This window comes from Acinetobacter sp. NPDC052428, from assembly GCF_044547685.1.
GTDB classification, from domain to species: domain Bacteria; phylum Pseudomonadota; class Gammaproteobacteria; order Pseudomonadales; family Moraxellaceae; genus Acinetobacter; species Acinetobacter lwoffii_G.
In genome coordinates, this window is sequence record NZ_JBIUAT010000002.1 from 39,584 (window position 1) to 64,893 (window position 25,310).

Genomic DNA, 25,310 nt, shown 5'->3' on the forward strand with positions numbered 1-25,310 from the left:
AGAATTAATTTGATTATTCGGCGTTATCTGGTCAAGCAAGTTGTCTCGACATCCTTGGTGGTGATTGCCTTATTGACCTTGATCATGATGGGTGGCCGACTGATCAAGTATTTTGGTGTCGCAGCGCAAGGCCGTCTGGATGCAGGCATTTTATTTAGCATCATTGGCTACCGTTTGCCTGAGTTTTTAACCTTAATTCTTCCGCTCGGTTTCTTTATTGGCCTGATGCTGGTATTTGGCCGTTTATATGTCGACCATGAAATGGCGGTGATGAATGGCAGTGGTGTCAGCCGGCATCAATTGGCGCGCCTTCTGGTGCCGATGACCTTGGTGTTTCTCATTGCCCAAGCCGGCTTGATGCTCTGGGCAGCGCCATGGGGAATCCGCCAGTTTGAAGCGCTGACCACCAGTCAGGCGGTACGCACCGGCTTTGATCTGGTACGACCCAAAGAATTTATTTCCTCTGGCCCCTATACCATTTATGCCGGTGATCTGTCTGAAGACCGTAAAAACTTAAAAGATATTTTCTTCTATCAGCGGGCAGAAAAACCCGGTAAACCGGATGTGATGATTCTGGCCCAGGAAGCCACCCGCATCGAGGTGCCAAATGATGCGGCCAATGTGGTCGATCTGGTTCAAGGTCGCCGTTATGAAATCTATCCGGGCACTCCGCAATATACCCAGGCTGAATTTGCAAGCTATCGTCTGCGTTTAGAAAATGATGAGGAAGCACAGTTTGCCAGTGCTGAAGTTGAAGCCCTGCCAACCTCGCAATTGTGGCAGAACCGTCAGGATCCTGTGGTGGCCAGTGAATTAGGCTGGCGGGTATTTGTACCATTTGCGATTCTGATTGCTTTGATTCTGGCCGTGGCCTTGTCTGAAGTGAGTCCACGCCAAGGTCGTTATCTCAAGTTATTTCCGGCGCTCATGATTTTTGCCAGTCTGATTGTGGCGTTAATGGCCGTGAAAACCCGGATCAGTAAAGAGGAAATGGGGATCTGGGCTTATCCATTGATCCTGATTGCTTATGCGATTGCGGGTGCCTTGTTCTCACGTAAACAGAATTTGGCCCCGAAAATCAAGAAACAGATTCAGCGAGTGAGGTCTTAATAATGTTGGCACGTCGTATAGTTGCAAAACATGTGACCCAAACCACTGCGCTGGCGATGCTGGGTGCAACCGCTGTGTTGGCGGGTTTACAGGTGTTATTTACTTATCTGGGTGAGCTGGGTTCACTAAAAGAAGGTTATGGCGCCTGGGATGCCTTGAAATATGTGCTCTGGGGTGCTCCGAATTATCTTTATGAAATTCTGCCGATCTCGGCGCTGATCGGTGCGGTTTTAGGTTTGGGCACATTAGCCTCAAATAGTGAACTGATTGTGATGCGCTCGATCGGGATCAGTCTGTGGCGGATTGTTGGCTGGGTGATCCGTTCAGCATTACTGCTGGTGGTCTTGTCATTTGCCTTGAGCGAGTGGGTGATTCCTTATACCAATGAACAGGCCAAGAGCGTAAAAAGTTCGAGTAAAGCCGCGCAACTGGGCGAAGTGCGGGGTTACTGGACACGGGAAGGGCAGCGCTTTATTTATATTGATTATGCCAATTCGCAAGGTCAGCTGAAAAATGTGCAGATGCTGGATTTTGATGAAAATTATCGCTTACGCGGCACCTTGCAAGCGGATCAGGGTGAATTCGTCACAGATGGCTCCTGGACATTAAGCAATACCGAGCAGTTCGATATTCTGCAAAATGGTAGTGCTACCCTGATCAAGCAGGAACAGCAACCTTTGGCACTGGCATTACAGCCAAAATATGTGCATATGGTCACCATCGATCCTGAAGACTTGTCACCGAGCCAACTGGTCAGTTTCATGAGCTATATGCATGAATACAGCCAAGTGCCAAAAACCTATCAGTTAGCCTTCTGGCAAAAACTCGGTTCGCCTTTTGCCCTGATCGCACTGGTGGTGATTGCCTGTTCATTTATCTTCGGGCCGTTGCGTCAGCAATCCATGGGTTTCCGTCTGGTGATTGCCTTATTTGCCGGACTGGGATTCTTCTATCTGCAGGATTTCCTCGGCTATGCCAGTCTGATTTATGCACCATCTCCGGCCTGGTTCGTGTTTATTCCGATTCTGATCATGTTCGGTATCGGGGGGTACTTGCTGCATCGGGCACGCTAAACCATAGGAAAATAGAACAAATCAATCATCATGAGAGGCTTAAACCATATACGGGTCATGGCCTCTTTTTATAAACTTCGCTAAAATAGAGCGATTAATTCGTAGACGAACAGAGTATTTCATTATGACGGATGCAACTGCTGGCAAAATCCCTCACGTTTTGGTGATTATGGATGGTGTGGGTCATCGCGAAGCGGTCGAAGACAATGCGTTTTTAGCAGCTAAACGACCAAATTTAACTGCGATACAGGACAAGCATCCGCATGGTTTGATCTCGGGTTCAGGTGAAGATGTCGGCCTGCCAGATGGCCAGATGGGTAACTCGGAAGTCGGACATATGAACCTCGGTGCAGGTCGTGTGCTGTATCAGGACTTTACCCGAATTACCAAAGACATTCGTACTGGCGATTTCTTTGAACATGAAGTTCTGGTCGATGCGGTGGAGAAAGCTAAAGCTTCAGGTGGTGCAGTACATTTGCTTGGCCTTTTATCTGAAGGCGGTGTGCATTCACATGAAGACCATATCGTGGCAATGGCTGAACTGGCCCTGAAACGTGGTGCGCAAGTCTATTTACATGCATTCTTAGATGGTCGTGATACTCCACCTAAAAGCGCACAGCCATCTTTAGAAAAGCTTGATGCCTTATTCGCACAATATCCAGGTCAAGGTCGTATTGCGACCATGATTGGCCGTTATTTTGCCATGGATCGTGACAACCGTTGGGATCGTGTTGAACAGGCCTATCGCTTGTTGACTGAAGGTGAAGCGGTTCGTACAGCTGCCAGCGCAGTTGAAGGTCTGGATCAGGCTTACGCAGCCGATGAGTCGGATGAGTTTGTCAAAGCGACCCGTATTGGCGAGCTGGCAAAAATTCAGGATGGCGATAGCGTCGTATTCATGAACTTCCGTGCCGATCGTGCCCGTGAATTGACCCGCGCATTTGTGGAAAAATACTTTGCCGGTTTTGAACGTAAAGTGGTGCCAAATCTGGCGAAGTTTGTCATGTTGACGCGTTATCAAGCCACGATTGATGCACCTGTGGCGTATATGCCTGAAGCATTGGTCAACTCGATTGGTGAATACCTGTCTAACTTGGGTAAAACTCAGCTGCGTATCGCGGAAACAGAAAAGTATGCGCATGTGACCTTCTTCTTCAGCGGCGGCCGTGAAGATGAATATCCGGGTGAGAAACGTATCCTGATTCCATCGCCAAACGTAGCCACTTATGACCTTAAACCGGAAATGAGTGCTTATGAAGTGACTGATGAGCTGGTGGCTGCGATCAATTCAGGTGAATTTGATCTGCTGGTCGTGAACTTTGCTAATGGTGATATGGTCGGTCATACGGGTGTATTCGATGCTGCGGTGAAAGCTGTTGAAGCAGTTGATACCTGTTTGGGCCGGGTTTATGAAGCGGTAATGGCGCAAAAAGGTCATATGATTGTGACTGCCGATCATGGTAACGTAGAGCAGATGCAGGACTATCACAGTGGTCAGGTACATACTCAGCATACCACTGAACTGGTTCCATTTATTTATGTGGGTCCAACTCAGGCCACGATCGCAGAAGGCGGTGTATTGGCAGATGTTGCACCGACTTTATTAAGCCTGATGCAAGTTCCAGTGCCTGCTGAAATGCAAGGTCGTAACCTGATTCAGCTTGATGCATAATTTTCGATAAAATTCTAAAAAGGTCAAAGAATGACAAGAACACGCTGGAAGTCTGTTGTAATACCATGCTTACTGATGTGTTTGAGTCATTCAGCCTGGGGTGCGGGTTCAAATGAGCCCGCATTCGATGATATGGAAATGGATGGGCAGGTTTATTCTGAAATTCCTGTGGCATCTATTCAGGAATTCGTACAAATTTATGGCATCGTCAAAGACAATTATATTCAAGATAAAAATGACGATGCTTTATTCCAGCAGGCCATTCAGGGTCTGGTCAGTGGCTTAGACCGCTATTCCCGCTATTTGTCGCCTGAAGATTATAAGCAGCTGCGTGAATACACTGAAGGCGATCTGGCCAGCATTGATTTTGATCTGCAATTTGACCCGCGGTTGAAGCAATGGGTGGTTCAGGGACTGAGTGCCGATGCTGATTCAGCCAAGCAGGGACTTCGAAATGGCGTCACGGTTTATAAAATTGACGATCAGGTCTTAAGTAGCCTGAATCAGGAACAAGTCCGGCAGTTATTGAGCGGAGCAGTTGGCTCAACGCTCATGATCCAGCTTTCCCCGCAAAGTCCGGCCGTTCGTCTGGTCCGCAATACCAAACTGGATACTGAAATTAAATCGAGCCTGCACAATAATCAGGTTCTGGTTTTACAGGTCAAGGTTTTTCAGCAAGATACTGCCAATGAAATCAAACGTCTAATCGAAAGCTATGCCGACAAGCGCTTAAAAGCCGTGCTATTTGATTTACGCAATAATCCCGGTGGCTTACTCTCGGCTGCAGTTGAATCTGCCGATTTATTTTTGAATCAGGGCGTGATTGTCTCGACCAAAAGCCGTGCTGAAGGTAACCAGCAATTTCAGGCCTTACCGAGTTTTGAGTTCCAGAATCTGAAAGTTGGGGTGCTGATTAACAACCGCTCGGCTTCTGCAGCAGAAGTGTTTACTGCAGCCCTGAAAGAACATAATCGTGCCTGGGTAGTCGGAGAAAAGAGCTATGGCAAAGGCGTAGTACAGAAACTCTTTCCTTTAAGCAATGGTTCGGCTCTACAGATGACAGTATCGCAATACTTTAGCCCGAGTGGCCAGATGATTGAAGGGCGGGGCGTGCAGCCGCATTTCAACTATCCGTTTAAGCAGGAAATGCGTGAGGAGAGCTATCTGGAACATGTCACAGACTTGCTGCTCCTGCAAAAATAATTATTCGTCTTCTTCGGTATCCAGGCCGAACTTTTTCAAGCGATAGCGCAGGGAACGGAACGACATGCCGAGTTTTTTTGCGGCCAGTGTCCGGTTCCAATGGGTCAGATTCAGCGCATTCAGTAAAATTTCTTTTTCGACCTTTTCCAAATACAGCTCTAGACCCTCTTCAGGCAGCTTTTTAGGTGCAATCAGGGTTTCGGTGGCAATGATCTCGCTCGTGAGCGTATTCATCTCCTGAGGGCTGTTTAGCGCCTGACGTAGCGGTGCGCTCTGCAAATGCTGAAGATCAATTCGCTCTTCATCACTTAAAGTAATCGCGCGTTCCATAATATTACGTAATTCACGCACATTACCTGAGTAATATTGTCCCAATAAGAACTCTTTGCTGCGTTCGGTCAGTTTTTTATTGGGAATGCCCCATTCCTGGCAAATCTTCTGAATAAAGTGTTCAGCCAGTAACAGAATATCCTGGCCGCGTTCACGTAGTGGCGGTAAAGTCAGGTCCATCACATGAATACGGAAATATAAATCCTGACGGAATTTGCCTTGTTGCACCAAGGCTTCCAGATCCTGATGGGTAGCACTGATCACGCGGAAATCCACATCAATTTCGGTATCTGAACCGAGTGGACGAATACGTTTTTCCTGAACGGCACGTAACAGTTTGACCTGCATGGAAAGCGGTAATTCTGCAATTTCATCCAGAAACAGACTGCCACCATGTGCAGATTGAATCAGGCCCTGTTTGTCCTGAGCAGCGCCGGTAAAGCTGCCTTTTTTATGCCCAAACAGTTCGCTTTCCATCAATTCAGTCGGAATGGCGCCACAGTTAATCGCAATAAAAGGACCTTCATTGCGGTTACTCAGGCGATGGACCAGATTGGCTACGACTTCCTTACCTGTTCCCGATTCACCAGTGATAAAAACCGGTGCTTGGGATCGGGCAATTTTTTGTAAGGTAATACGTAGTTGCTGGATCGGCAGGGATTGTCCAATCAGCATTTTATGTTCAAGCGCTTCATTTGGATTATTATGCGAATAATCCACCGGTTTATTCAGGGCTTTTTGTAAGAGTTGTTCCAGATGTTTCTGATTGATCGGTTTGCTGACAAAATCAAAGGCCCCGGCTTTGAGCGCAGCAATGGCGATTTCCATGTTGCCATAGGCGGTCAGAACTGCGACCGGAAGTGCCGGATAGAGGCTGCCAATCCAGTCCAGTAACTCCAAACCATTGCCATCGGGCAGGTTTAGGTCAGTCAGACAGGCATCATATTGATGATTGGCAAGGCATTTTTTAGCATCTTCCAAACGGTGGGCAATGTGCGTACGAATTCCCATGCGCAGCAATGACATTTGCATGAGGGTACACAAATCTTCCTCATCATCCACCAAAAGCACCAGTGGTTGTTGTTCCCCATTCATCTTCCTTGACCCCTTTAAAGCGTAATACGTTGACAGCTGATGCGAAAGCATGCGCCCTGTTCTTGTTGTATATAGTTTAATTGTGCCTGATTTGCTTCGCAAAAACTATGTGATAAATACAATCCTAATCCGGTACCACTAATCGATGTGCTAAAAAAGGGTTTGAACAATAGAGCTTGATCATGTACGGCTACGCCAGAGCCAAAATCCCGTACATCAATCCAGACCCGATGTTCATAAGGATGCACATTCAGCTGAATATAGGCTGCATCTGCTGAATTGTGACGAATGGCATTACGAATCAGATTAATCAGGATTTGCCGGAATTGTGCTTCATCAAACTGAATCACTAGCGGGATATCAATATTAAATTGAATCTGATCGCGAATATCGGCCAGATCTTCCTGGATAAATAACGGGATAAATTCATTGAGATGAATCGGTATCGGGTGGGTTTCTTTATTTTTGACCATATTCAGCGTGTCCTGAATAATCCGGTCAATCCGGGTCGCCTGTCGGCCAATCATCTGCTGGAGTAGCTGTTGCTGTTCAGTTTCTGAGTCCAGATACAAATCATTGGCCTGCACAATGGCCGCCAAGGGGTTACGAATTTCATGGGCAATACTGGCTGAGAGTTGACCCAGTGCAGCAAGTTTAAGTTGCTGCACCTGCTGATTCAGTTTTTTGGCATCCTGTAACACCAGTAGCATTAGAGTCTGATGCGGCACAATCAGTTTTTGCACCTGCACATGAATATTATAGCGACTTTGCTGGGATTCAAACTGAAAGCGCTCACCATTTTCTAGCGTTTCAAAATGGATCAGTTCAAATAAATCTGGCTGTGATTGAGATAAAGTAAATTTCTCATGGCCGTATTTGGACTCAATTCCAAGAAGATTACAGGCGGCAGGATTACTGAGTACCACATGATAGTTTTCATCCAGAACCAGATAACCGGTTTCAATCTGTTCCAGAATATAGCGGTTAATATTCTGTAAGCGATGCAGTTCCAGCGATTGAGAAAAATTCAAATTTTCCAGAATCTGAAAACGGCGCACGGCAATTTGTCCAGTGCCATAAACCACAAAAAACAAAAAGGCCAGCAGGGCGCTATTACTGATATTGCTGAGTGAAGAAAACGCAAAAATACTGCCGATAAAATGCTGATAAATAACACTAATGACTGCAATGAGGGTGACGACCAAGGCCTTTTTTGCATCTAATAATAAAGATGCAGAAAAGATGGTAATCACAAACAACAGCCCAATTTGCAGATTAGGACCGTCGCTCGCCAAAGTCAGCAAACTTAAAACGCAGACATCGCTAAAGAAAATCATAATCAGCTGCGGCTGGATCAGGCGTCTGATCCATTTCAGCACAAACAGCTGTACGGTATTGATCGCAACCCCGATTCCCAGTGCATAATAATACAGCTGCGGGTATTGATAATCGGTGGTGAGTTCGGGGTAGGTCAGCATAAAAATCAGCAACAAACCGGTGCTGATCAGCAGACGATAAGCGCTGTACCAGATACCGAGATGGTATTGATTCAGTTCAGCATAGTTTTTTTGTTGTGCCATATGCACCGGAAATCGTTAAAAGCTAAGGTTTAATGAGTCCATAGCGCATGGCCAGATGAGTCAGTTTAACATCGCTATCGATATTCAGTTTTTCAAAAATACGGTAACGATAAGTATTCACGGTTTTAACACTCACAAAGAGCTTGTCGGCAATTTCCTGGGCGCTGATACAATTCACGACCATCATCGCGACTTGCATTTCACGCTCTGACAATGCATCAAAAGGCGATTGTTGTGTATCAGAAAGGTAAGAGCTTGCTAACTGTTCCGCAATGTCTGCACTGAAATATTTGCCGCCTTGCATGACTTTGTTAATCGCACGGACCATTTCCGAAATCGGGGCCCCTTTGGTGATATAACCTTTGGCACCGGCTTTCAATAACAGGGACGGATAAGGCTCTTCTGCTAAACCGCTAACCGCCAAAACTTTGGTTTCCGGCGCACTCTGAAGTAGACGGCGCGTGGTTTCTACGCCACCAATGCCCGGCATATTCACATCTAACAAAACTACATCAGGATGATGTTGACGAACTAGAGAGATCGCTTCTTCACCAGATTCAGCTTGTCCAATTACCTGAACCTCCGCATGGTCTTCTAGCATTCTGCAAATTCCAGTACGAACTAATTCATGGTCGTCCACAACTAAAACTGTGATCACCTACGCTCTCCCTCTGTTAAAAAAATCATTTTTTTGTTACATAAAGCAAAATAAGCTTGCAATGAAAGTACAAAATTAGCAATCCTATTCGCAAGATTAAATCTGAAACTTATCACACAGTGTCAAGAACAAAAAATGTTCGGCATTGTGTTTAAATGTAAGGCATATTAGAGGTAATACGCAAATCAATCTTACCTCTGTTAGTTGAGTGAAGGAATAGTGAAGAAAATAAACAAGTCTTTAAGGCATCTACTCGGCCTGTCCGTGTTAATCAGCATGAGCACGACAAGTTTTGCTGAAATCATTATGAATTCTAGCACGGCAGAGGGCGGTTCCAGCATTAGTTGGTCTTCTGAAGAAGTTAACCAGTTAATGAGCGATGATTTTAATGCCTCTGCCAATGAGCCGTCGCCACCCGGTTCAGCCACAGTGACTACCACTTTGCGTCAGGCCGGCACAGCAGCGCCAACAGCAGCCAAACCTGCTTATACTGCGCCACAGATTATTGATACGAATCATTTTAGTAATCAACCTTCTGTCAATGCACGGGCTGCACTGGTCATGGATGCACAAACCGGTGAAGTGCTGTTTAGCAAAAATACCAATACTGCCTATCCGATTGCATCGATTACTAAGCTGATGACAGCGGTGGTGATTTCTGATGCACGTCTGAATATGTCGGAAAAAATCACCCTGCAACAGGCTGATTTTTCCTGTTCAGGTTGTAAAAGCTCAAGCTCGACGCTAAGAGCAGGAGACAGCATGAACCGTGCTGAAGCTTTATTATTTGCTCTGATGAAGTCCGAGAACCCGGCTGCTGCCGCTTTGGCACGAACCTATCCGGGTGGTCGATCAGCATTTATTGCCAAAATGAATGCCAAAGCCAAAGAGCTCGGCATGAATTCTACCCACTTCATGGAGTCGACAGGTTTGCATCCGGGCAACGTGGCATCAGCTCGTGACTTAGGGATTTTGGTGAATACTGCCTCTCAATACGGCCTGATTCGTCAGTTCTCGACCACGCCAAGCTATGACTTTAACTTGGGTTATCGTGTATTGAAATCTAATAATACCAATGCCTTGGTACGTAATGGCGGCTGGAATATCAATATTTCTAAAACCGGTTTTATTAATGAAGCAGGGCGCTGTGTGGTGATGCACACCACTCTGAATAACCGTCCTGTGGCAGTGGTACTTTTAGGTGCAAACAGCTCACAGGCGCGTACCAATGATGCGACCCGTTTAATGAGTTGGGTTAGCCAGCAACCTAAACGAATCTAATTGATTGGTTCATAAAAAAAAACCCTGCACTTGCAGGGTTTTTTTAATTCTGGCCGAAATTACATATTCGACAGAATAGAGTCTTTAACTTGAGTCATGGTCGCATCAATCGACAGCATCACAGCATCAGCACATTGCTTGATGGCAGTGTCTGGATCTTTCAGACCGTTACCCGTTACGGTACATACGATCACTGAACCTTCAGCAATTTTACCCGCTTTAATGTCACGGATCGCGCCGCCGACAGACGCAGCAGACGCAGGCTCTACGAATACACCTTCATACATAGAAAGCAGACGTTGAGCTTCAAGAATCTCCGCATCAGTCAGTTCATCAAACCAGCCGTTTGAATCACGAACAACCGCTTTAGCATGATTGAAGCTTTGCGGATTGCCGATACGAATCGCAGTTGCAACAGTTTCCGGATTTTCTACTGGACCGCCACGAAGGAAAGGTGCAGCACCAGACGCTTGATAACCTGCCATGATTGGCAAGCCTGCCGGTTTAGGACCAGTGAAAGCATCAGTTTCAGCATCGTAAACGACTTGCTCAAATTCTTCTTTCGACTGGTTGGCAACCGCTTCGGTATAACCCATCCAGTGCGCAGTGATGTTACCCGCGTTACCGACTGGCAGGCAGTGATAATCCGGTGCACGACCTAAAGCTTCAACGATCTCGTAAGCAATGGTTTTTTGACCTTGCAGGCGGTAGGGGTTGATTGAGTTTACAATCGTTACCGGTGCCTGATCGGCAACTTCTTTGACCAGACGCATACCGTCATCGAAGTTACCGCGAATTTGCATGGTGATCGCACCATACATCATCGCTTGAGCCATTTTACCCATGGCAATTTTGCCTTCCGGGATGAGTACGAATGCTTTGATGCCGGCACGCGCAGCATATGCAGCCGCCGCCGCAGAGGTGTTACCAGTAGATGCGCAGATGATGGCTTTAGAGCCTTCTTCAACGGCTTTGGTCACCGCCATAGTCATACCGCGGTCTTTAAATGAACCAGTCGGGTTTAAGCCCTCGTACTTCACATAAATTTCAACATCTTTACCAATAATGCGTGGAATATTCTCAAGCTTGATCAGTGGAGTATTACCTTCACCCAAAGAGATCGCACGAGTAGTTGCAGACACTGGTAAACGGTCGCGATAGCGGTCAACTAAACCAGTATAACGATTGGCATTCGACATGATGATGTTCCAATTGTGTGTAGAGCTTGGCAAGGGGAATCCTCCCCTCAACCCGATTAATTATCAAGCGATTCTAAACGAATTCGTACAATTTCGCCATGAATGACGGGTAATGCTTGAATTTGTGAAAGCGCTGCATCCATTTTTGATTCCTTGACTGGATCAGTCAGAATCACGATAGGAATAAGGTCTTTGGATAAACGCGGTTGCTGCATGATCGCATCAATACTAATGCCGGCACGGCTTAAAATCGTGGTGACATCGGCAAGCACGCCCATCTGATCTTCGGCATTAATACGGATGTAATAGCCGGTAGTCATTTGTTCACGACTCAAGATCGGTAAATCACTGAGCGCTTCGAAAGCCAGTTGTGGAATGGTGCCTGCACCGTCTTCTGTGTAAATGATGTCGCGGACAATATCGACGACATCGGCAACCACCGCAGAAGCTGTTGGTCCAGCACCCGCGCCAGCACCATAGTACAGTGTTGGGCCAACCGCATTGGCTTGTACCAGAACCGCATTTTTCACACCATTGACATTGGCAATTAGCTGGTCATCTGGAATCAGGGTCGGGTGTACACGGAGTTCAATCCCGGCATCAGTACGGCGTGCAATGCCCAGATGTTTAATCCGGAAACCGAGGTCTTCGGCATATTTCACATCTTGTGCCGTGACTTTGCCAATGCCTTCAGTAAAGACTTTGTCAAACTGAAGTGGAATACCAAAGGCACATGAGGCCAGAATCGTCAGCTTGTGTGCTGCGTCAATGCCTTCCACGTCAAAGGTCGGATCGGCTTCGGCATAACCCAGTTCTTGCGCTTCTTTCAGCACATCTTCAAAAGCGCGGCCTTTTTCACGCATTTCACTAAGAATGAAGTTACCTGTGCCGTTAATAATACCGGCCAGCCATTCAATCTTGTTGGCTGCCAAACCTTCACGGATCACTTTAATAATTGGAATGCCACCAGCCACTGCGGCTTCATAGGCAATTTGCACGGCATTGTCTTCAGCCGCTTTAAACAGTTCATTACCGTGTTCAGCCAAGAGTGCTTTGTTGGCGGTTACAATATGTTTGCCATGTTTCATGGCTTCCATGATGACTTCATAGGCAGGATGAATTCCGCCCATGACTTCAACCACCACGTCTACATCAGGTTGACGCACGATGTCCATCAAATCAGCACTTTGTTTGACCGATTCTGGCAGATCCAGATCAGGACGTGGACGACGGGTGCCTACATGGGTAATTTCAATTTCACGACCGGTGCGACGTTTGATCTCAGCAGCATTTTCTTTTAATAGTTTCAAGGCACCACCACCTACAGTACCAAGACCGAGGATTGCCAGACGAACTGGTTTCACGTCACACTCCAAATTAAACAGTTTTTTACAAGAACCTAGATCATAGCTAAAAAAACCGCCTGACTCTAGGGTCATTTTCAGAATATCTTTATCTATAAATTAAAGTTAAATAACGTATTAAAATGAGTTATTTAAGCCGATTCAATAATTCCGATGTAGACAGGTAACCACCCAGATAAGTACCTGCTGAATTATAAATGGCAGGGGTACCATTCACGCCCATCTTCAGACCCATTTGATATTGATCTTGAACAGGATTTTCACACTTCTCTGCACTAATCTGTGCGCCTGAAATCGCCTGGTCAAAGGCACTACGGCGGTCAGCACTGCACCAGATCGCTTCCATGGCCGGCATATGCTGTTCACCACGCGGCCAGGCGATATAACGCACTTCAATGCCTTTGGCATTCATCTCATCCATTTGCTCATGGAATTTATGGCAATACGGACAACTGACATCGGTAAACACATAGACCACATGCTTGGCTTTGCCTTTAGCTGGATAGACCAGCAAGTCTGCTGGCTTGAGTTCAGCAAAGAGTTTATTGTTGATGCCTGCCTGCAGGTTTTCGCTGACATTGTGTAGCTGTTTGTCGCCGAGACGGATCACATCGCCCTGAATCAGGTATTTACCGTCACTGGTGACATAGACCGCAGACATGCCTTCCAGACTCACCCAGTACAGGTTTGGAACTTCAGTGGCTTTAATGTCGGTAATTTTGGCACTGATGCCAGCAGTTTTGAAATGCTTTTCCAACGTAGACGCCAGACGCTGTTCTGCATTACGTTCTGTCAGGGTAGAGGCTTCGCCCGTCGCCGGTGCGCTTGCAGTCAACTCTTGCTTTTTATCGTTGTTAGTGGAATTGGAACACGCAGTCAGACCCAAACCAGCAGCAAGTGTGCAAGCCATAAAAATTTTTGAGCGGGCAAATGTCATAAAAAACCCTTTTCTTCTTGGATTAAAAACAGAGTATTAGCATAACAAAAAAAAATACCCACACGTCAAACTTCTCAGTTTATTCCATCCGGATATGTTTTAAGCACGTGGATGATGGGTGGCATGCAGCTGTTGCATCCGTACCTGTGCCACATGGGTATAAATCTGGGTGGTAGACAGATCACTATGCCCGAGCAACATCTGCACTACGCGTAAGTCTGCGCCATGATTGAGTAAATGTGTCGCAAAGGCATGACGTAAGGTATGCGGTGACAGTTCGGACTGAATGCCGGCCTGCAGCGCATAACGCTTAATCGCATACCAGAAATTCTGCCGGCTCATGATGCCGCCATGCTGGGTCAGAAACAGATAATCGGTCGAAGTCTTATACAGTTGCGGACGGGCTTCGTTCAGATATTTTTCTACCCATTCACAAGCCATTTGTCCCATCGGAACCAGGCGTTCTTTATTGCCCTTACCGACGATACGTAAATACCCCTGTTTTAAGTTGATCAGTTCCAGACGTAAGTTAATCAGTTCGGTCACCCGGAGTCCGCAGGCATACAGCACTTCGAACATGGCTCGATCACGCAGTCCTAATGCCGTGTTGATATTAGGGGCATGAATCAGGGCTTCGACATCAGCTTCGGAGAGATCTTTGGGTAAGGCCCGGCCCAGTTTCGGGGTTTTATGTGCAGCCACCGGATTGTCACTACGAAGTTTCTGCTCACGCAGAAATTTATAAAATGAGCGCAAGGCAGATAGGCAGCGGGCAATCGAACGTGGACTTTTTTGCTGTTTGGTCAGCGCAATCAGTACATCAGAAATATCATCATGATTCCATTCCGGTAGAGGCTTGCTCAGGCATTCTGCACATTGCACCAGATCGGACAAATAGGCATTGCGGGTATGCGGGCTGACCGTTTGCGCAATCAGATAATCACGAAAACCCTGTAAATAACTGAACGCATCAGGAATCTGGACAGGGGCAGGAATACGGGGTTTTTTATTCAGCATAGGGTGAAAGGATCTGATCTGAAAAAGCGATAATCGGGATTGGTATTCTCCACTGTAGTTTAATTTTATGACAGTGTCGATGTGGTATAAGGCTAAATCGAAATGTAATTAATCTTATTTGTTAATTATTCTCATTTGTTTGTATACTGTACAAAATAGTTTAGGAATTTCACGGTGCGTTTGTCTGATTTAAAAGCAAAACAAATTGCCATCATTCGAAAAGTGAGTCGAACAACTGATGGTGAAAGTGCTCTACACGATGTCGTCGCGAGTCGTTTGGAAACTTTAGGCTTTGTACCAGGTACAAAGGTACAGGTCATTACTAAAGGTATTTTTGGTGGAGATCCCATTTTGATTCAAGTTGGATTCACACGTTTTGCTTTGCGTAAATCAGAAGCAGCCAAAATTGAAATCGAACAGGCGGTGTCGGCATGAGTGATACATTACGTATTGCCCTTGTCGGTAACCCTAACTGCGGTAAAACTTCATTATTCAACCATTTAACCGGAACGCGCCAAAAAGTCGGTAACTATGCGGGTGTGACGGTTGAACGTAAAGTCGGTACGTTTCAGCTTGCTTCAGGCAAAGCGGTACGGGTACTGGATTTGCCGGGGACTTATAGTCTGGATGCCACCAGTCCGGATGAAGAAATTACCCGCAACGTCGTACAAGGTAAAATTGCGGAAGAGCAGGAGCAGGATGCATTTTTGTGTGTGGTAGATGCCACCAATCTGAAATTGCATTTGGGTCTGGTGCTGGAAATGATTGCGCTGGGTCGTCCAGTGCTGGTCGTGCTGAACATGATGGATGAAGCACGCCGTCGTGGCATGCAGATCAATACCCAGAAGCTGTCTGAGCGACTGGGCGTACCTGTGGTAGAAACGGTGGCTGTGCGCAGTTCAGGCATTGAAAACCTGAAAAATGCGCTAGATCAAGGCAAGTATTCTGTACCACAGACCGAACTCAGTGGCCTGAAAGGTGACAGTCACCAGCGTGTGGAAAATATTCTGAATGACGTCGTCAATTTCGTCGATCAGGAAGATAAACGTACCGATTTTCTTGACAAGATTTTTCTGCATCCGGTATTGGGCTTAATTAGTCTGGCCGTGATGATGTTCGTGATTTTCCAGGCGGTATTTGCCTGGGCTGCGCCATTTATGGATGGGATTGAAACCTTCTTCGGCTGGCTGGGTGAGTTCCTCGGCGAATATATTTCGCATCCCTTACTGAATAGCCTGGTGGTGGATGGGATTATTGCCGGTGCCGGTGGCGTGGTGGTGTTCCTGCCACAAATTCTGATTCTGTTCTTCTTTATTCTGGTACTGGAAGAATCGGGTTATTTACCGCGTGCTGCTTTTCTATTAGATAAGCTGATGTTTAAAGCAGGCTTGTCAGGACGTGCCTTTATTCCGTTATTGTCCAGCTTTGCCTGTGCCATTCCTGGCATCATGGCATCGCGGACCATTAGTGATCCGCGAGATCGTTTAACCACGATTTTTGTTGCACCCTTAATGACCTGTTCGGCGCGCTTGCCAGTTTATGCCTTGCTGATTGCAGCATTTATACCATCACAAACGGTCTGGGGTTTCCTGAATCTGCAAGGTCTGGTGCTTTTTGGTCTGTATATGGCGGGTATCGTGAGTGCCTTGGTAGTATCTTTTGTGTTGAAATTCTTCCACAAAGATAAATCACAGCACATGCTGCTGATGGAACTGCCAAGCTATCGTTTTCCGGATCTGAAGAACGTCTGGATCGGCTTGCTGGATCGCGGCAAAATCTTCTTGAAACGTGTCGGTGGCATCATCTTCGCCTTATCGATTGTGCTGTGGTTCCTGTGTACTTTCCCGCAGCCGCCAGAAGGCGCAACCTTGCCGGCCATTGATTATTCATTGGCAGGGATGCTCGGTCATCTGATGCAGCCGATCTTTGCACCCCTCGGTTTTAACTGGCAGATCTGTATTGCCCTGATTCCGGCGATGGCAGCGCGTGAAGTGGTCGTTGCAGCACTGGGCACAGTCTATGCGATGTCGGCAGTTGATGAAGATGCGATGTCTGAAGGTCTGGCTGCGCTGATCAGCGGTGGAGGTGATCTGGGCTGGTCAGTGGCGACAGGTTTGTCTTTGCTGGTGTGGTTTATTTATGCACCGCATTGTCTGGCGACCCTGGCAACGGTTAAACGTGAAACGGGTTCCTGGAAAACTGTCAGTATCATGACGATTTACCTGTTTGGTCTGGCATATTTCATGTCATTCCTGACTTATCAAATTGCTTCATATTATTTGGGCTAAATCTCAGCTTGGCCTTGGCCAATTGAGTTTGCTGCATTGTATATGTATGGGAGATTGAGATGATTGAAATTCTAATTGTGACAGCACTGGTGCTTTGGAGCATGCTGGTTGTCTTTAAAAAGGTGTTTCCGAACACCTCTAACTCAGTCTTCCAGAAGCTGTCTGATGCCTGTGCAGCTAAGGGCTGGCAGCGTCTGGCCAAATGGCTGCAACCGGGTATGGCTGCAGGCTGTGGTGGCAACTGTGCCTGCCCAGTTTCAGAAAAAAGTGTAGAGGAAAAGCCAGCCCAACAAGCGGTGAAATGGAAATAATTTCTTTTTCTGGCTGAATTTTAAAAACCGTCATGATCATGACGGCTTTTTTACGCATGGACACAAAAAAAATGTGCAGAAAGGCCAATCAGAAAAGGCATTCAAAACAGCAAAGTGCTACCATTTCGTCAGTTTCAAAATAGACCAAAATATGGGGCGAAAATGTTAATACAACGTGGTGGGTTAAAAGTCGTTGCAGGACTCGGAATATCAGGTGTTGCAGCAGTCAATTTCTTGCATAGTCAGGGCTACCGCGTTGCAGTAACAGATTCTAGAGCTAACCCGCCAGGACATGACCAGATTCCGGCTGAGGTTCAGACCAGTTTCGGTCAGTTTGATGCAGAGCTATTGCTGTCTGCAGAAGAAATCGTGATCAGCCCGGGGCTTGATCCTAAACTTCCTGAGATTCAGGCAGCGATTAACACGGGTATTCCGGTAGTCAGTGAAATCCAGATTTTACGCCGTGCTACGGATAAGCCTATTGTGGCGATTACCGGTTCTAATGCCAAAAGTACCGTGACGACCTTGATTGGTTTAATGGCAGCAGATGCAGGTAAAAAAGTCGCTGTCGGTGGTAACTTAGGCCGTCCTGCGCTAGACCTCACCAAAGACGATCCTGAGCTTTATATACTCGAGCTGTCCAGTTTTCAGCTGGAAACCACCTCAAATTTGGCGGCTGAAGTCGCTGTTGTCTTGAACATGAGTGAAGATCATCTCGATCGTCATGGCGATATGATGGGTTATCACACGGCGAAACACCGGATTTTCCAGGGTGTGAAAAAAGTCGTCTATAACCGTGATGACTCTTTGACCCGTCCGTTGGTACCAGACGTAACACCGATGCAAAGCTTCGGCCTGAATGCGCCAGATATGAACCAGTACGGTATTCTCAAGGATACGGATGGCAGCATCTGGCTGGCGCGTGGTCGTGAGCGTCTGCTGAAAAGTACCGAGATGTATATGCAGGGCACGCATAATGTTGCCAATGCCTTAGCCTGTCTGGCGCTGGGTGAAGCGATTGGCCTGCCACTGGAAAGCATGTTGAATACCTTAAAGACCTTTAAAGGTCTGGAACATCGCTGTGAATTCGTTAAAGAAGTGCAAGGCGTACGTTATTATAACGACTCCAAAGGTACCAATATCGGCGCAACCTTGGCAGCACTGGACGGTCTCGGCATGGCCATTGAAGCCCAAGGCGGGAAGGTCGCGATTATTCTCGGTGGTCAGGGCAAAGGGCAGGACTTTAAAGCCTTGCGTGAATCATTAAGCAAATATGCCAAAGTAGCGGTATTAATCGGTGAAGATCGTCCCGTCATTGAAGCAGCGATTGCGGGTACGACTGAACTGATTCATGCGGACAGCTTGCAGCAGGCAGTAGAAATCTGCCAAAAGCACACTCAGGCACATGATGTCGTGCTATTGTCTCCTGCATGCGCAAGTTTTGATATGTTCTCGGGTTATCCTGAGCGTGGTCGCAAGTTTGTTGCGTATGTGAATGAACTCAATTAAGAATAACAAGGATTCGTGATATGGCTGGGTTTGCTCAGACTACGATCAATAAATTAAATCAATTTTATACGCAGTGGATACCTAGAATACCTGCTGAAGTGAATCCACGGAATGTATTGATTTTCTGTGTGTTGGCTTTGCTCTGCATTGGTTCGATCATGGTGGCATCGGCCTCGATGCCCTATGCAGAACGTATGCATGAAAATCCGTTTCACTATATTAGCCGACATGGGATTTCGATTTTTGTCGCTGCCGTAGCAGCTTTTCTGGCTTATAAAATCCCCTTAAAAGTCTGGTTTAATAACACTTTCTTTTTGTGGATTATTACCATCGTACTTTTGGTGGCCGTGCTATTTGTCGGGACGGAAGTCAATGGTTCCAAACGCTGGATTCGGATCGCAGGCTTTACCTTACAGGCTTCGGAAGTCGCCAAAGTGATGATGGCAATTTTTACTGCAGACTACGTGGTGCGCCGTGCGGAAGAAGTACGGAATAATATCAAGGGTCTGGTCCGTTTAAGTGCCATCATGGGTGCTACCGTCGGTTTGATTATTCTCGAGCCTGACTTGGGTGCAACCGTGGTAATTACCTTAACCATGCTTGGCGTGTTCTTTCTGGCGGGTGCGCCGTGGATTCAGTTCGGTGTGGCTTTTATGACCTTGGTCGGCGCATTTGCTGCCGCGATTCTGTTGGAACCGTATCGTCTGCAACGTCTGCTGTCTTTTTCGAATCCTTGGGAAGATCCCTTAGGCACCGGTTATCAGCTCTCTAATGCCCTTATGGCCTTTGGCCGTGGGGAATGGGCAGGGGTAGGCTTGGGGCATAGTATCCAGAAAATGTCTTATTTGCCTGAGGCGCATACCGATTTCATGCTGGCAATTTTGGGTGAAGAATTTGGCTTTTTAGGCATTTCAACCATCCTGATCTTGTCCTTCACCATGCTGGTTTGCTGTATCCGCATTGGACACCGCGCCTTGCAGCATCAATATTTGCGTGCCGGCTATCTGGCTTATGGCATCAGTATCATTTTCCTGTTACAGATTCTGGTGAATGCCGGTATGAATATGGGCATGTTGCCGACCAAGGGTTTGACCTTGCCATTTATTAGTTATGGCGGTTCATCCCTGATTATCTGTGCGGTCATGATCAGTCTGATTCTGAAAATTGATTCGACCACGCGTCAGGTCAATCCAAGCCGCGAAGAATCAAGCTTCTAGATTGGAGTTTCGTCCTGGCTCTGGCTGAGCATGGTCCAGTACCGTGCTCGGCATTGCGGTTCCACAATTGGAACAGGTCACAAAAGCAGATTTAGGCTTGGAAAGTGGAATCAAGGGTATAAAAAATAAAGAAAAATAATTACGCTGCTGTTTTAGCTCATAGCCCGAACGGGTACGGCAGACCGGACACAGAAACTGGCTTTTCTCAATGGTTTTGGTTTTAGGGCCGACGCCAAAAATAAAAAACATACTCTTCTTCCTATCAATTTTTCATTCTAGAAGTCTAGCTTAAGTGAAAAGCTGTTTTTATAAATAGTGACCTTGTAGCTCAGTTGTATGTGGAATCCGCTCAATGTCCCATTGTACTACCGCCTGTTGCAGCATCCGATCGGGAGTGTCCAAATCAACTTCAGCCTGATGCAAAGCCTGAAGTGCCTGTTTTAATAATTGGGGTGCCTGAGTTAAATCCAGTGCTTGGGCCAGATTCTGTTTTGACAGTTTTTGCCCCTGATCATTCATTGCCAGCGGTAGATGCATATAGCTCAGACGCGGATAACCGAGTAACTGTCCCAGATAGATTTGCCGTTCGGTATTATCTAAAAGATCAGCTCCACGTACCGCATGAGTCATACCTTGCAGATAGTCATCGACTACTACAGCCAGCTGGTAATTCATAATGCCGTCACGACGTTTTAAGACAAAATCGCCCAGATCTTTTTTCAGTTCTGAACAGTGCTGACCTTGCAGCCGGTCTTCAAAACAGATTTCAACATCTTCAACTTTTAAACGGATGGCCTGATGCTCAAAAGCCAGACCCAAGTTGCGGCAGGTATCCTGATAGATATGGTTGGAACCGAGCATTTTACGGGTACATTGACAGGCATAGACTAGGTCTTGCTGACGTAATTGCTGGATGACGTCTTCGTAAATATCTAAACGGTCTTTCTGGAAAATGATTTCGGCATCAGGTTCAAGCTGAAAGGCATCCATGGCACGCAGGATATGCTCTTCGCTGCCGGGATAAATGCGGGGAATATCGGTGTCTTCAATCCGGACCAGCCATGTGCCTTGATTGGCTTTGGCATCGCAGTAACTGGCAACTGCGGTAATGAGGGAGCCAAAATGCAAAGGGCCGGTTGGCGATGGCGCGAACCGGCCCACATAAGCCATCCTGTTGTCCCCCTCCTTTTTTAAAGGAGGGGTTAGGGGAGGATTATTTACAGACATACTTAACCGTTATTTTGCTTCTCTTTGATCTCTGCAAGGGTTTTGCAGTCAATACATAAAGTAGCCGTTGGACGTGCTTCTAAACGACGCAAGCCAATCTCGATACCACAAGTTTCACAGAAACCATAGTCATCATTCTGGATTGCTTCGATCGACTGTTCGATTTTACGAATCAGTTTACGTTCACGGTCACGGGTACGTAACTCAATCGCAAACTCTTCTTCCTGAGTCGCACGGTCATTCACATCTGGAAGAGCAGTATTTTCGTCTTGCATCGTATTCAGGGTACGATCCACTTCTGACATCAACTCAGCTTTCCAAGCCAGCAAGATTTGGCGGAAATGCTGAAGCTGACCTTCAGACATGTATTCTTCATTTTTTTTAGGTTGATAAGGTTCAATACCAAATAAGCTAGCAGTAGAACCACCGTCAGTCGTTTTAGGCTTAGATTTGCGTACGCGCTTTGCAGCTTTCTCTTCTACAACATCAGTTTGATTGTCTAAGACTTGATTTTGGTTGTCATTCGCCATTTAGGGCATTCCTCATCTATGCGTATGATTGCTACGCAAAAAATATGGTGATATGCAGTTTTTTATCCACCCTGTAGAAAGATTATCCTCCTATGGGGGCCGTCATCATATAGACTTTTTATGCTTATTGATAGTCTTTGATGTCTGGACTATGCATATCACATTTCCTTTGGTTGCAATAAAGTAATGCAAAAAAAACAAATTGAAAAGTTAATAACCTGAAATTTCGGTATTAATATTTTGCTGGCTCAATGCCACCCGTTCAATATAGGTATCAAACTCACCATTTTGTTGCAAATGTAATACACGATAACCTGGTGCCGCCTGATCTAGCGCGAAATCTTCACTTTTAGGTTTAAACTGCACACTGGTCGATGGCGTGGATAAAAAGTAGATGCCATGCCATTCGTTGCAGGAATCCTGATGCACATGACCAAACAGAACCAGCTTGATATTATGATGCCGAGCCAGTACATCTTTTAAATCTTCAGCATTTTTCAGCCGGTGCTGATCAATCCAGTACGATTTCATCGCAAAAGGATGATGATGGCAAGCGACAATGACATGCTGATGCTTAAATTCAAGCAATAATTGGTCCAATTGATCGAGTTGAGCCTGTTCCACCCAGCCATCGATCTTGCCTTGAACGGCACTATTTAACAGGATCATGGTCCAGGTGCCAAAATGAATGGCATGTACCTGATTCGCATGCTGGTGAAAAGGGAACACCCGAGAATCGTCATGGTTACCTGGAATCTGATAATACGGCACGTTTAAAGACTGGACAAATGCTAAATAGCGTTGATAAGTCTGCTCGACCGGCACCTGTGCCAGATCACCAGTATGAATCAGTGCATCCATTTGGGGAAAGCGCTGTTGGATCTGCTGCATCACCTCGTGAAAACTCTGCTCGGGATTCATCCGGGCAAATTCCAGCTCTTCCCGATCCATCAAATGGGTATCAGAAATCTGGATAATGGTCCAATCTGGCTGTGTGTTTATGCTTGACTGCTGAAAACTCATGTCTTTCCCCTTAGACATATTCCTGCAGTATGAATATGTTGTTGCAACCATTGCAAGGCCATAATGACAGGTGCATTTCTTAAGCGACCATTCCTGAGCAAGGACGGAATATCAGCATAATCCAGAATATGCAGCTGGATATTTTCACCTTCATCCGGCATGCCAAAAATACCGCCCTGTTCAGGCAATTCGGTCTGCGCCACATATAAATGAAATAATTCGGAACATGCCCCGGCGGACGGATAGAAGCTGAAAATGTGCTGCAGCTCATCCAGGGTACAGCCTGATTCTTCGAGTGCTTCGCGACGGATGCATGTTTCAGGCGCTTCATCGCCATCCAGAACGCCAGCAATTACTTCGAGTTGCCAAGGAGAGTCGATATCATCCAGTCCGCCAATCCGGAACTGTTCGATCAGGCCGAATTTCTGCTGTTGATGATTGTACATCAGCACACCCGCTGCTTCTGGCCGATGAATCAGCTCACGTTGCAAAATAGGGGTTGAGCTTTCCTGATTAAATAAACGATGTTTCAGGCTGACTTTTTCTACCTGAATAAATCCCTGGTACAAGAACTCACGTGCCTCTACGCGAAAGTCTTTTTTATTATAAGAGGCCTGTTTAATAATATTCATATGCTCAGATAGAATGAATTGATTTATTTTCATCCTATCTGAGTTTTTTTTGAAGACAACTGTTTTTTTTACAGTTTTATAGTTTGTGGTATAAATTTTGACCAGAGTTGTGGAAGCTGGCTTTCATCTGATTCATGCCGGCTTCAATTTCGGCCTGAGAGCTTGCCGGCTGATCAGGATTGGCCTGTTGACTGGCATAATCACGAACATTCTGGCTAATCTTCATTGAACAGAACTTTGGTCCGCACATGGAACAAAAGTGCGCGGATTTATGCGCGGCTTTCGGCATGGTTTCATCATGCATGCTGCGCGCCGTGTCCGGATCCAGACTCAAGTTAAACTGGTCTTCCCAGCGGAACTCAAAACGCGCCTTGGACAGGGCATTATCCCGGGCTTGCGCACCCGGATGACCTTTGGCCAGATCGGCTGCATGTGCGGCAATCTTGTAGGTAATAATGCCGTCTTTGACATCCTTTTTATTGGGTAAACCGAGATGCTCTTTCGGCGTCACATAACACAGCATTGCGGTGCCGTACCAGCCAATCATCGCGGCTCCTATTGCCGAAGTAATATGGTCATAACCCGGTGCGATATCGGTGGTGAGTGGCCCCAAGGTATAAAAGGGTGCTTCTTTACAGACTTCCAGTTGCAGATCCATATTTTCCTTGATCATATGCATCGGGACATGGCCCGGGCCTTCAATCATCACCTGAACATCATGCTCCCAGGCACGGTGGGTCAGTTCGCCCAAAGTTCGAAGTTCGGCAAATTGCGCTTCGTCATTGGCATCCTGCACACAGCCCGGACGTAGGCCATCGCCGAGACTAAACGATACGTCATAAGCTTTCATGATCTCGCAGATTTCATCGAAATGGGTATACAAGAAGTTTTCCTGATGATGTGCCAGACACCACTGCGCCATGATCGAACCGCCACGCGATACGATACCGGTCAAACGGTTGGCAGTCAGCGGTACATATCTTAAAAGCACGCCGGCATGAATGGTGAAATAGTCCACACCTTGTTCAGCCTGTTCAATCAGGGTGTCTTTAAAGATCTCCCAGGTCAGGTCTTCGGCCACACCATTGACTTTTTCCAGTGCCTGATAGATCGGTACGGTTCCAATTGGTACAGGAGAGTTGCGGATAATCCATTCACGGGTTTCATGAATATTCTGGCCGGTCGAGAGGTCCATAATCGTATCTGCGCCCCAACGTGTCGCCCAGGTCATTTTCGAGACTTCTTCTTCGATACTTGAACCGAGTGCAGAATTACCAATATTGGCATTGATTTTGACCAGAAAATTACGCCCGATGATCATCGGTTCCAGTTCCGGATGATTGATATTGGCCGGAATAATCGCGCGGCCGGCGGCGACTTCCTGACGCACAAATTCTGGCGTAATTTCAGTCAGGTTTTTTGCACCAAAATTCTGGCCCGGATGCTGGCGCATATCGACACCATCGAGTTGACGCAGGTTTTCACGAATGGCAATGTATTCCATTTCCGGTGTGATAATGCCTTGCTTGGCATAATGCATCTGGGTGATGTTGCGGCCGCATTTGGCTTTGCGTGGTTTTTGAATATGCGCGAAACGGATCGCAGCGGTACGGATATCGCGTAAACGCTGGCGGCCAAATTCAGAACTGAGCTGATCCAGAATTTCACTATCGTTGCGCTGCTCAATCCAGCTTTCACGAATATTCGGCAGACCTTTGTTCAGGTCAATCGTCACATCGGGGTCAGTATAAACACCAGACGTGTCATAGACCATTAATGGCGGATTATGTTCACCGCCCAGACTGGTCGGGGTTTCACTTAAGGAAATCTCCCGCATCGGTACCTGAATATCAGGACGGGAGCCTTGCAGATAGACTTTACGTGAGGCAGGCAGAATTCGCATTAAATCGCGTGCTTCCTGTTCATGAGCGGAGAGAGTAGTTTCAGAAGAAAGATTCGTTAACTGGTTCATGGCTATGATCCTTATGAATGACATCAACGAATCAAGCACGACCAAAAACGTAGGCAGATTTATCCTGAACAGATAAAGCAAG

General features: G+C 46.6%; 23 protein-coding genes. 10 read left to right on the forward strand and 13 right to left on the reverse strand.

What is annotated here, in order from left to right; translation table 11 throughout:
• Window positions 1-9: 9 nt before the first annotated feature.
• The 4 genes from lptF to ACIG3F_RS01955 all read left to right on the forward strand — a co-directional run bounded on the left by lptF (window position 10) and on the right by ACIG3F_RS01955 (window position 5,058).
• A complete protein-coding gene (lptF, locus tag ACIG3F_RS01940) occupies window positions 10-1,110 on the forward strand; it encodes an LPS export ABC transporter permease LptF (protein WP_005094462.1) in 1,101 nt (366 codons plus the stop codon).
• 2 nt (window positions 1,111-1,112) lie between these two features.
• Window positions 1,113-2,183, forward strand: coding sequence for an LPS export ABC transporter permease LptG (lptG, locus tag ACIG3F_RS01945; protein WP_100357784.1), 1,071 nt, complete (start codon window positions 1,113-1,115; stop codon window positions 2,181-2,183).
• A gap of 124 nt (window positions 2,184-2,307) precedes the next feature.
• Window positions 2,308-3,855, forward strand: a complete 1,548-nt coding sequence (gpmI, locus tag ACIG3F_RS01950; RefSeq protein WP_396469144.1) for a 2,3-bisphosphoglycerate-independent phosphoglycerate mutase — start codon at window positions 2,308-2,310, stop codon at window positions 3,853-3,855.
• Window positions 3,856-3,885: 30 nt separating this feature from the next.
• The gene (locus ACIG3F_RS01955) at window positions 3,886-5,058 is read left to right on the forward strand and encodes a S41 family peptidase (protein ID WP_184412821.1); all 1,173 of its coding nucleotides are present in this window, start codon (window positions 3,886-3,888) and stop codon (window positions 5,056-5,058) included.
• Here ACIG3F_RS01955 and ACIG3F_RS01960 read toward each other — a convergent pair whose 3' ends face one another.
• The 3 genes from ACIG3F_RS01960 to ACIG3F_RS01970 are packed head-to-tail and all read right to left on the reverse strand — an operon-like array spanning window position 5,059 to window position 8,721.
• A complete protein-coding gene (locus ACIG3F_RS01960; protein WP_005248426.1) occupies window positions 5,059-6,483 on the reverse strand; it encodes a sigma-54 dependent transcriptional regulator in 1,425 nt (474 codons plus the stop codon). It lies immediately after the preceding gene.
• A gap of 14 nt (window positions 6,484-6,497) precedes the next feature.
• Window positions 6,498-8,063 carry a PAS domain-containing sensor histidine kinase gene (locus ACIG3F_RS01965; RefSeq protein ID WP_004732491.1) on the reverse strand — a complete coding sequence of 522 codons (1,566 nt, stop codon included), beginning with the start codon at window positions 8,061-8,063 and terminating at the stop codon, window positions 6,498-6,500.
• A gap of 22 nt (window positions 8,064-8,085) precedes the next feature.
• A complete protein-coding gene (locus ACIG3F_RS01970; protein WP_004281059.1) occupies window positions 8,086-8,721 on the reverse strand; it encodes a response regulator in 636 nt (211 codons plus the stop codon).
• Window positions 8,722-8,940: 219 nt separating this feature from the next.
• Between ACIG3F_RS01970 and ACIG3F_RS01975 the strand changes: the two genes are divergently transcribed.
• Window positions 8,941-10,002 carry a serine hydrolase gene (locus ACIG3F_RS01975; protein ID WP_396469147.1) on the forward strand — a complete coding sequence of 354 codons (1,062 nt, stop codon included), beginning with the start codon at window positions 8,941-8,943 and terminating at the stop codon, window positions 10,000-10,002.
• 59 nt (window positions 10,003-10,061) lie between these two features.
• Here the strand turns inward: ACIG3F_RS01975 and thrC are convergent, their stop codons facing one another.
• The 4 genes from thrC to xerD form a co-directional block, all read right to left on the reverse strand.
• On the reverse strand, window positions 10,062-11,201 hold the full coding sequence (gene thrC / locus ACIG3F_RS01980) for a threonine synthase (protein WP_005248423.1): 1,140 nt from the start codon (window positions 11,199-11,201) through the stop codon (window positions 10,062-10,064).
• A gap of 56 nt (window positions 11,202-11,257) precedes the next feature.
• Complete coding sequence (locus ACIG3F_RS01985) at window positions 11,258-12,565, reverse strand: homoserine dehydrogenase (protein ID WP_005263945.1); 1,308 nt, start codon at window positions 12,563-12,565, stop codon at window positions 11,258-11,260.
• Between the two features lie 127 nt (window positions 12,566-12,692).
• Window positions 12,693-13,502: a DsbC family protein gene (locus ACIG3F_RS01990; protein WP_396469150.1), complete on the reverse strand. Its 810-nt coding sequence runs from the start codon at window positions 13,500-13,502 to the stop codon at window positions 12,693-12,695.
• Between the two features lie 99 nt (window positions 13,503-13,601).
• Window positions 13,602-14,519 (reverse strand): site-specific tyrosine recombinase XerD, encoded by a 918-nt coding sequence (xerD, locus tag ACIG3F_RS01995; RefSeq protein WP_005101476.1) that lies wholly within the window; start codon window positions 14,517-14,519, stop codon window positions 13,602-13,604.
• A gap of 174 nt (window positions 14,520-14,693) precedes the next feature.
• On the opposite strand from xerD, the gene ACIG3F_RS02000 reads away from it, so the two are divergent.
• From ACIG3F_RS02000 to ftsW, 5 genes are all read left to right on the forward strand, one after another.
• Window positions 14,694-14,954 carry a FeoA family protein gene (locus ACIG3F_RS02000; RefSeq protein ID WP_004281065.1) on the forward strand — a complete coding sequence of 87 codons (261 nt, stop codon included), beginning with the start codon at window positions 14,694-14,696 and terminating at the stop codon, window positions 14,952-14,954.
• Window positions 14,951-16,807 (forward strand): ferrous iron transporter B, encoded by a 1,857-nt coding sequence (locus ACIG3F_RS02005; protein ID WP_396469153.1) that lies wholly within the window; start codon window positions 14,951-14,953, stop codon window positions 16,805-16,807. The genes ACIG3F_RS02000 and ACIG3F_RS02005 overlap by 4 nt, the downstream gene beginning before the upstream one ends.
• Window positions 16,808-16,866: 59 nt before the next feature.
• A complete protein-coding gene (locus tag ACIG3F_RS02010; RefSeq protein ID WP_253172710.1) occupies window positions 16,867-17,118 on the forward strand; it encodes a DUF6587 family protein in 252 nt (83 codons plus the stop codon).
• Between the two features lie 162 nt (window positions 17,119-17,280).
• Complete coding sequence (gene murD / locus ACIG3F_RS02015; RefSeq protein ID WP_396469155.1) at window positions 17,281-18,627, forward strand: UDP-N-acetylmuramoyl-L-alanine--D-glutamate ligase; 1,347 nt, start codon at window positions 17,281-17,283, stop codon at window positions 18,625-18,627.
• Between the two features lie 20 nt (window positions 18,628-18,647).
• Window positions 18,648-19,844 (forward strand): putative lipid II flippase FtsW, encoded by a 1,197-nt coding sequence (gene ftsW / locus ACIG3F_RS02020; protein ID WP_004281069.1) that lies wholly within the window; start codon window positions 18,648-18,650, stop codon window positions 19,842-19,844.
• Here the strand turns inward: ftsW and ACIG3F_RS02025 are convergent.
• The 6 genes from ACIG3F_RS02025 to thiC all read right to left on the reverse strand — a co-directional run bounded on the left by ACIG3F_RS02025 (window position 19,833) and on the right by thiC (window position 25,228).
• Window positions 19,833-20,093 carry a zinc ribbon domain-containing protein gene (locus ACIG3F_RS02025; RefSeq protein ID WP_004281070.1) on the reverse strand — a complete coding sequence of 87 codons (261 nt, stop codon included), beginning with the start codon at window positions 20,091-20,093 and terminating at the stop codon, window positions 19,833-19,835. The two genes, ftsW and ACIG3F_RS02025, sit on opposite strands and share 12 nt — an antisense overlap.
• Before the next feature lie 57 nt (window positions 20,094-20,150).
• Window positions 20,151-21,071 carry a tRNA glutamyl-Q(34) synthetase GluQRS gene (gene gluQRS, locus ACIG3F_RS02030; protein ID WP_004281071.1) on the reverse strand — a complete coding sequence of 307 codons (921 nt, stop codon included), beginning with the start codon at window positions 21,069-21,071 and terminating at the stop codon, window positions 20,151-20,153.
• 2 nt (window positions 21,072-21,073) lie between these two features.
• On the reverse strand, window positions 21,074-21,601 hold the full coding sequence (gene dksA, locus ACIG3F_RS02035; protein WP_004281072.1) for an RNA polymerase-binding protein DksA: 528 nt from the start codon (window positions 21,599-21,601) through the stop codon (window positions 21,074-21,076).
• Between the two features lie 210 nt (window positions 21,602-21,811).
• Complete coding sequence (locus ACIG3F_RS02040) at window positions 21,812-22,624, reverse strand: metallophosphoesterase (protein ID WP_004281073.1); 813 nt, start codon at window positions 22,622-22,624, stop codon at window positions 21,812-21,814.
• Window positions 22,621-23,256: an NUDIX domain-containing protein gene (locus ACIG3F_RS02045; protein WP_396469159.1), complete on the reverse strand. Its 636-nt coding sequence runs from the start codon at window positions 23,254-23,256 to the stop codon at window positions 22,621-22,623. The genes ACIG3F_RS02040 and ACIG3F_RS02045 overlap by 4 nt, the downstream gene beginning before the upstream one ends.
• A gap of 76 nt (window positions 23,257-23,332) precedes the next feature.
• Window positions 23,333-25,228, reverse strand: a complete 1,896-nt coding sequence (gene thiC, locus ACIG3F_RS02050; protein ID WP_396469161.1) for a phosphomethylpyrimidine synthase ThiC — start codon at window positions 25,226-25,228, stop codon at window positions 23,333-23,335.
• Between the last annotated feature and the right edge of the window lie 82 nt (window positions 25,229-25,310).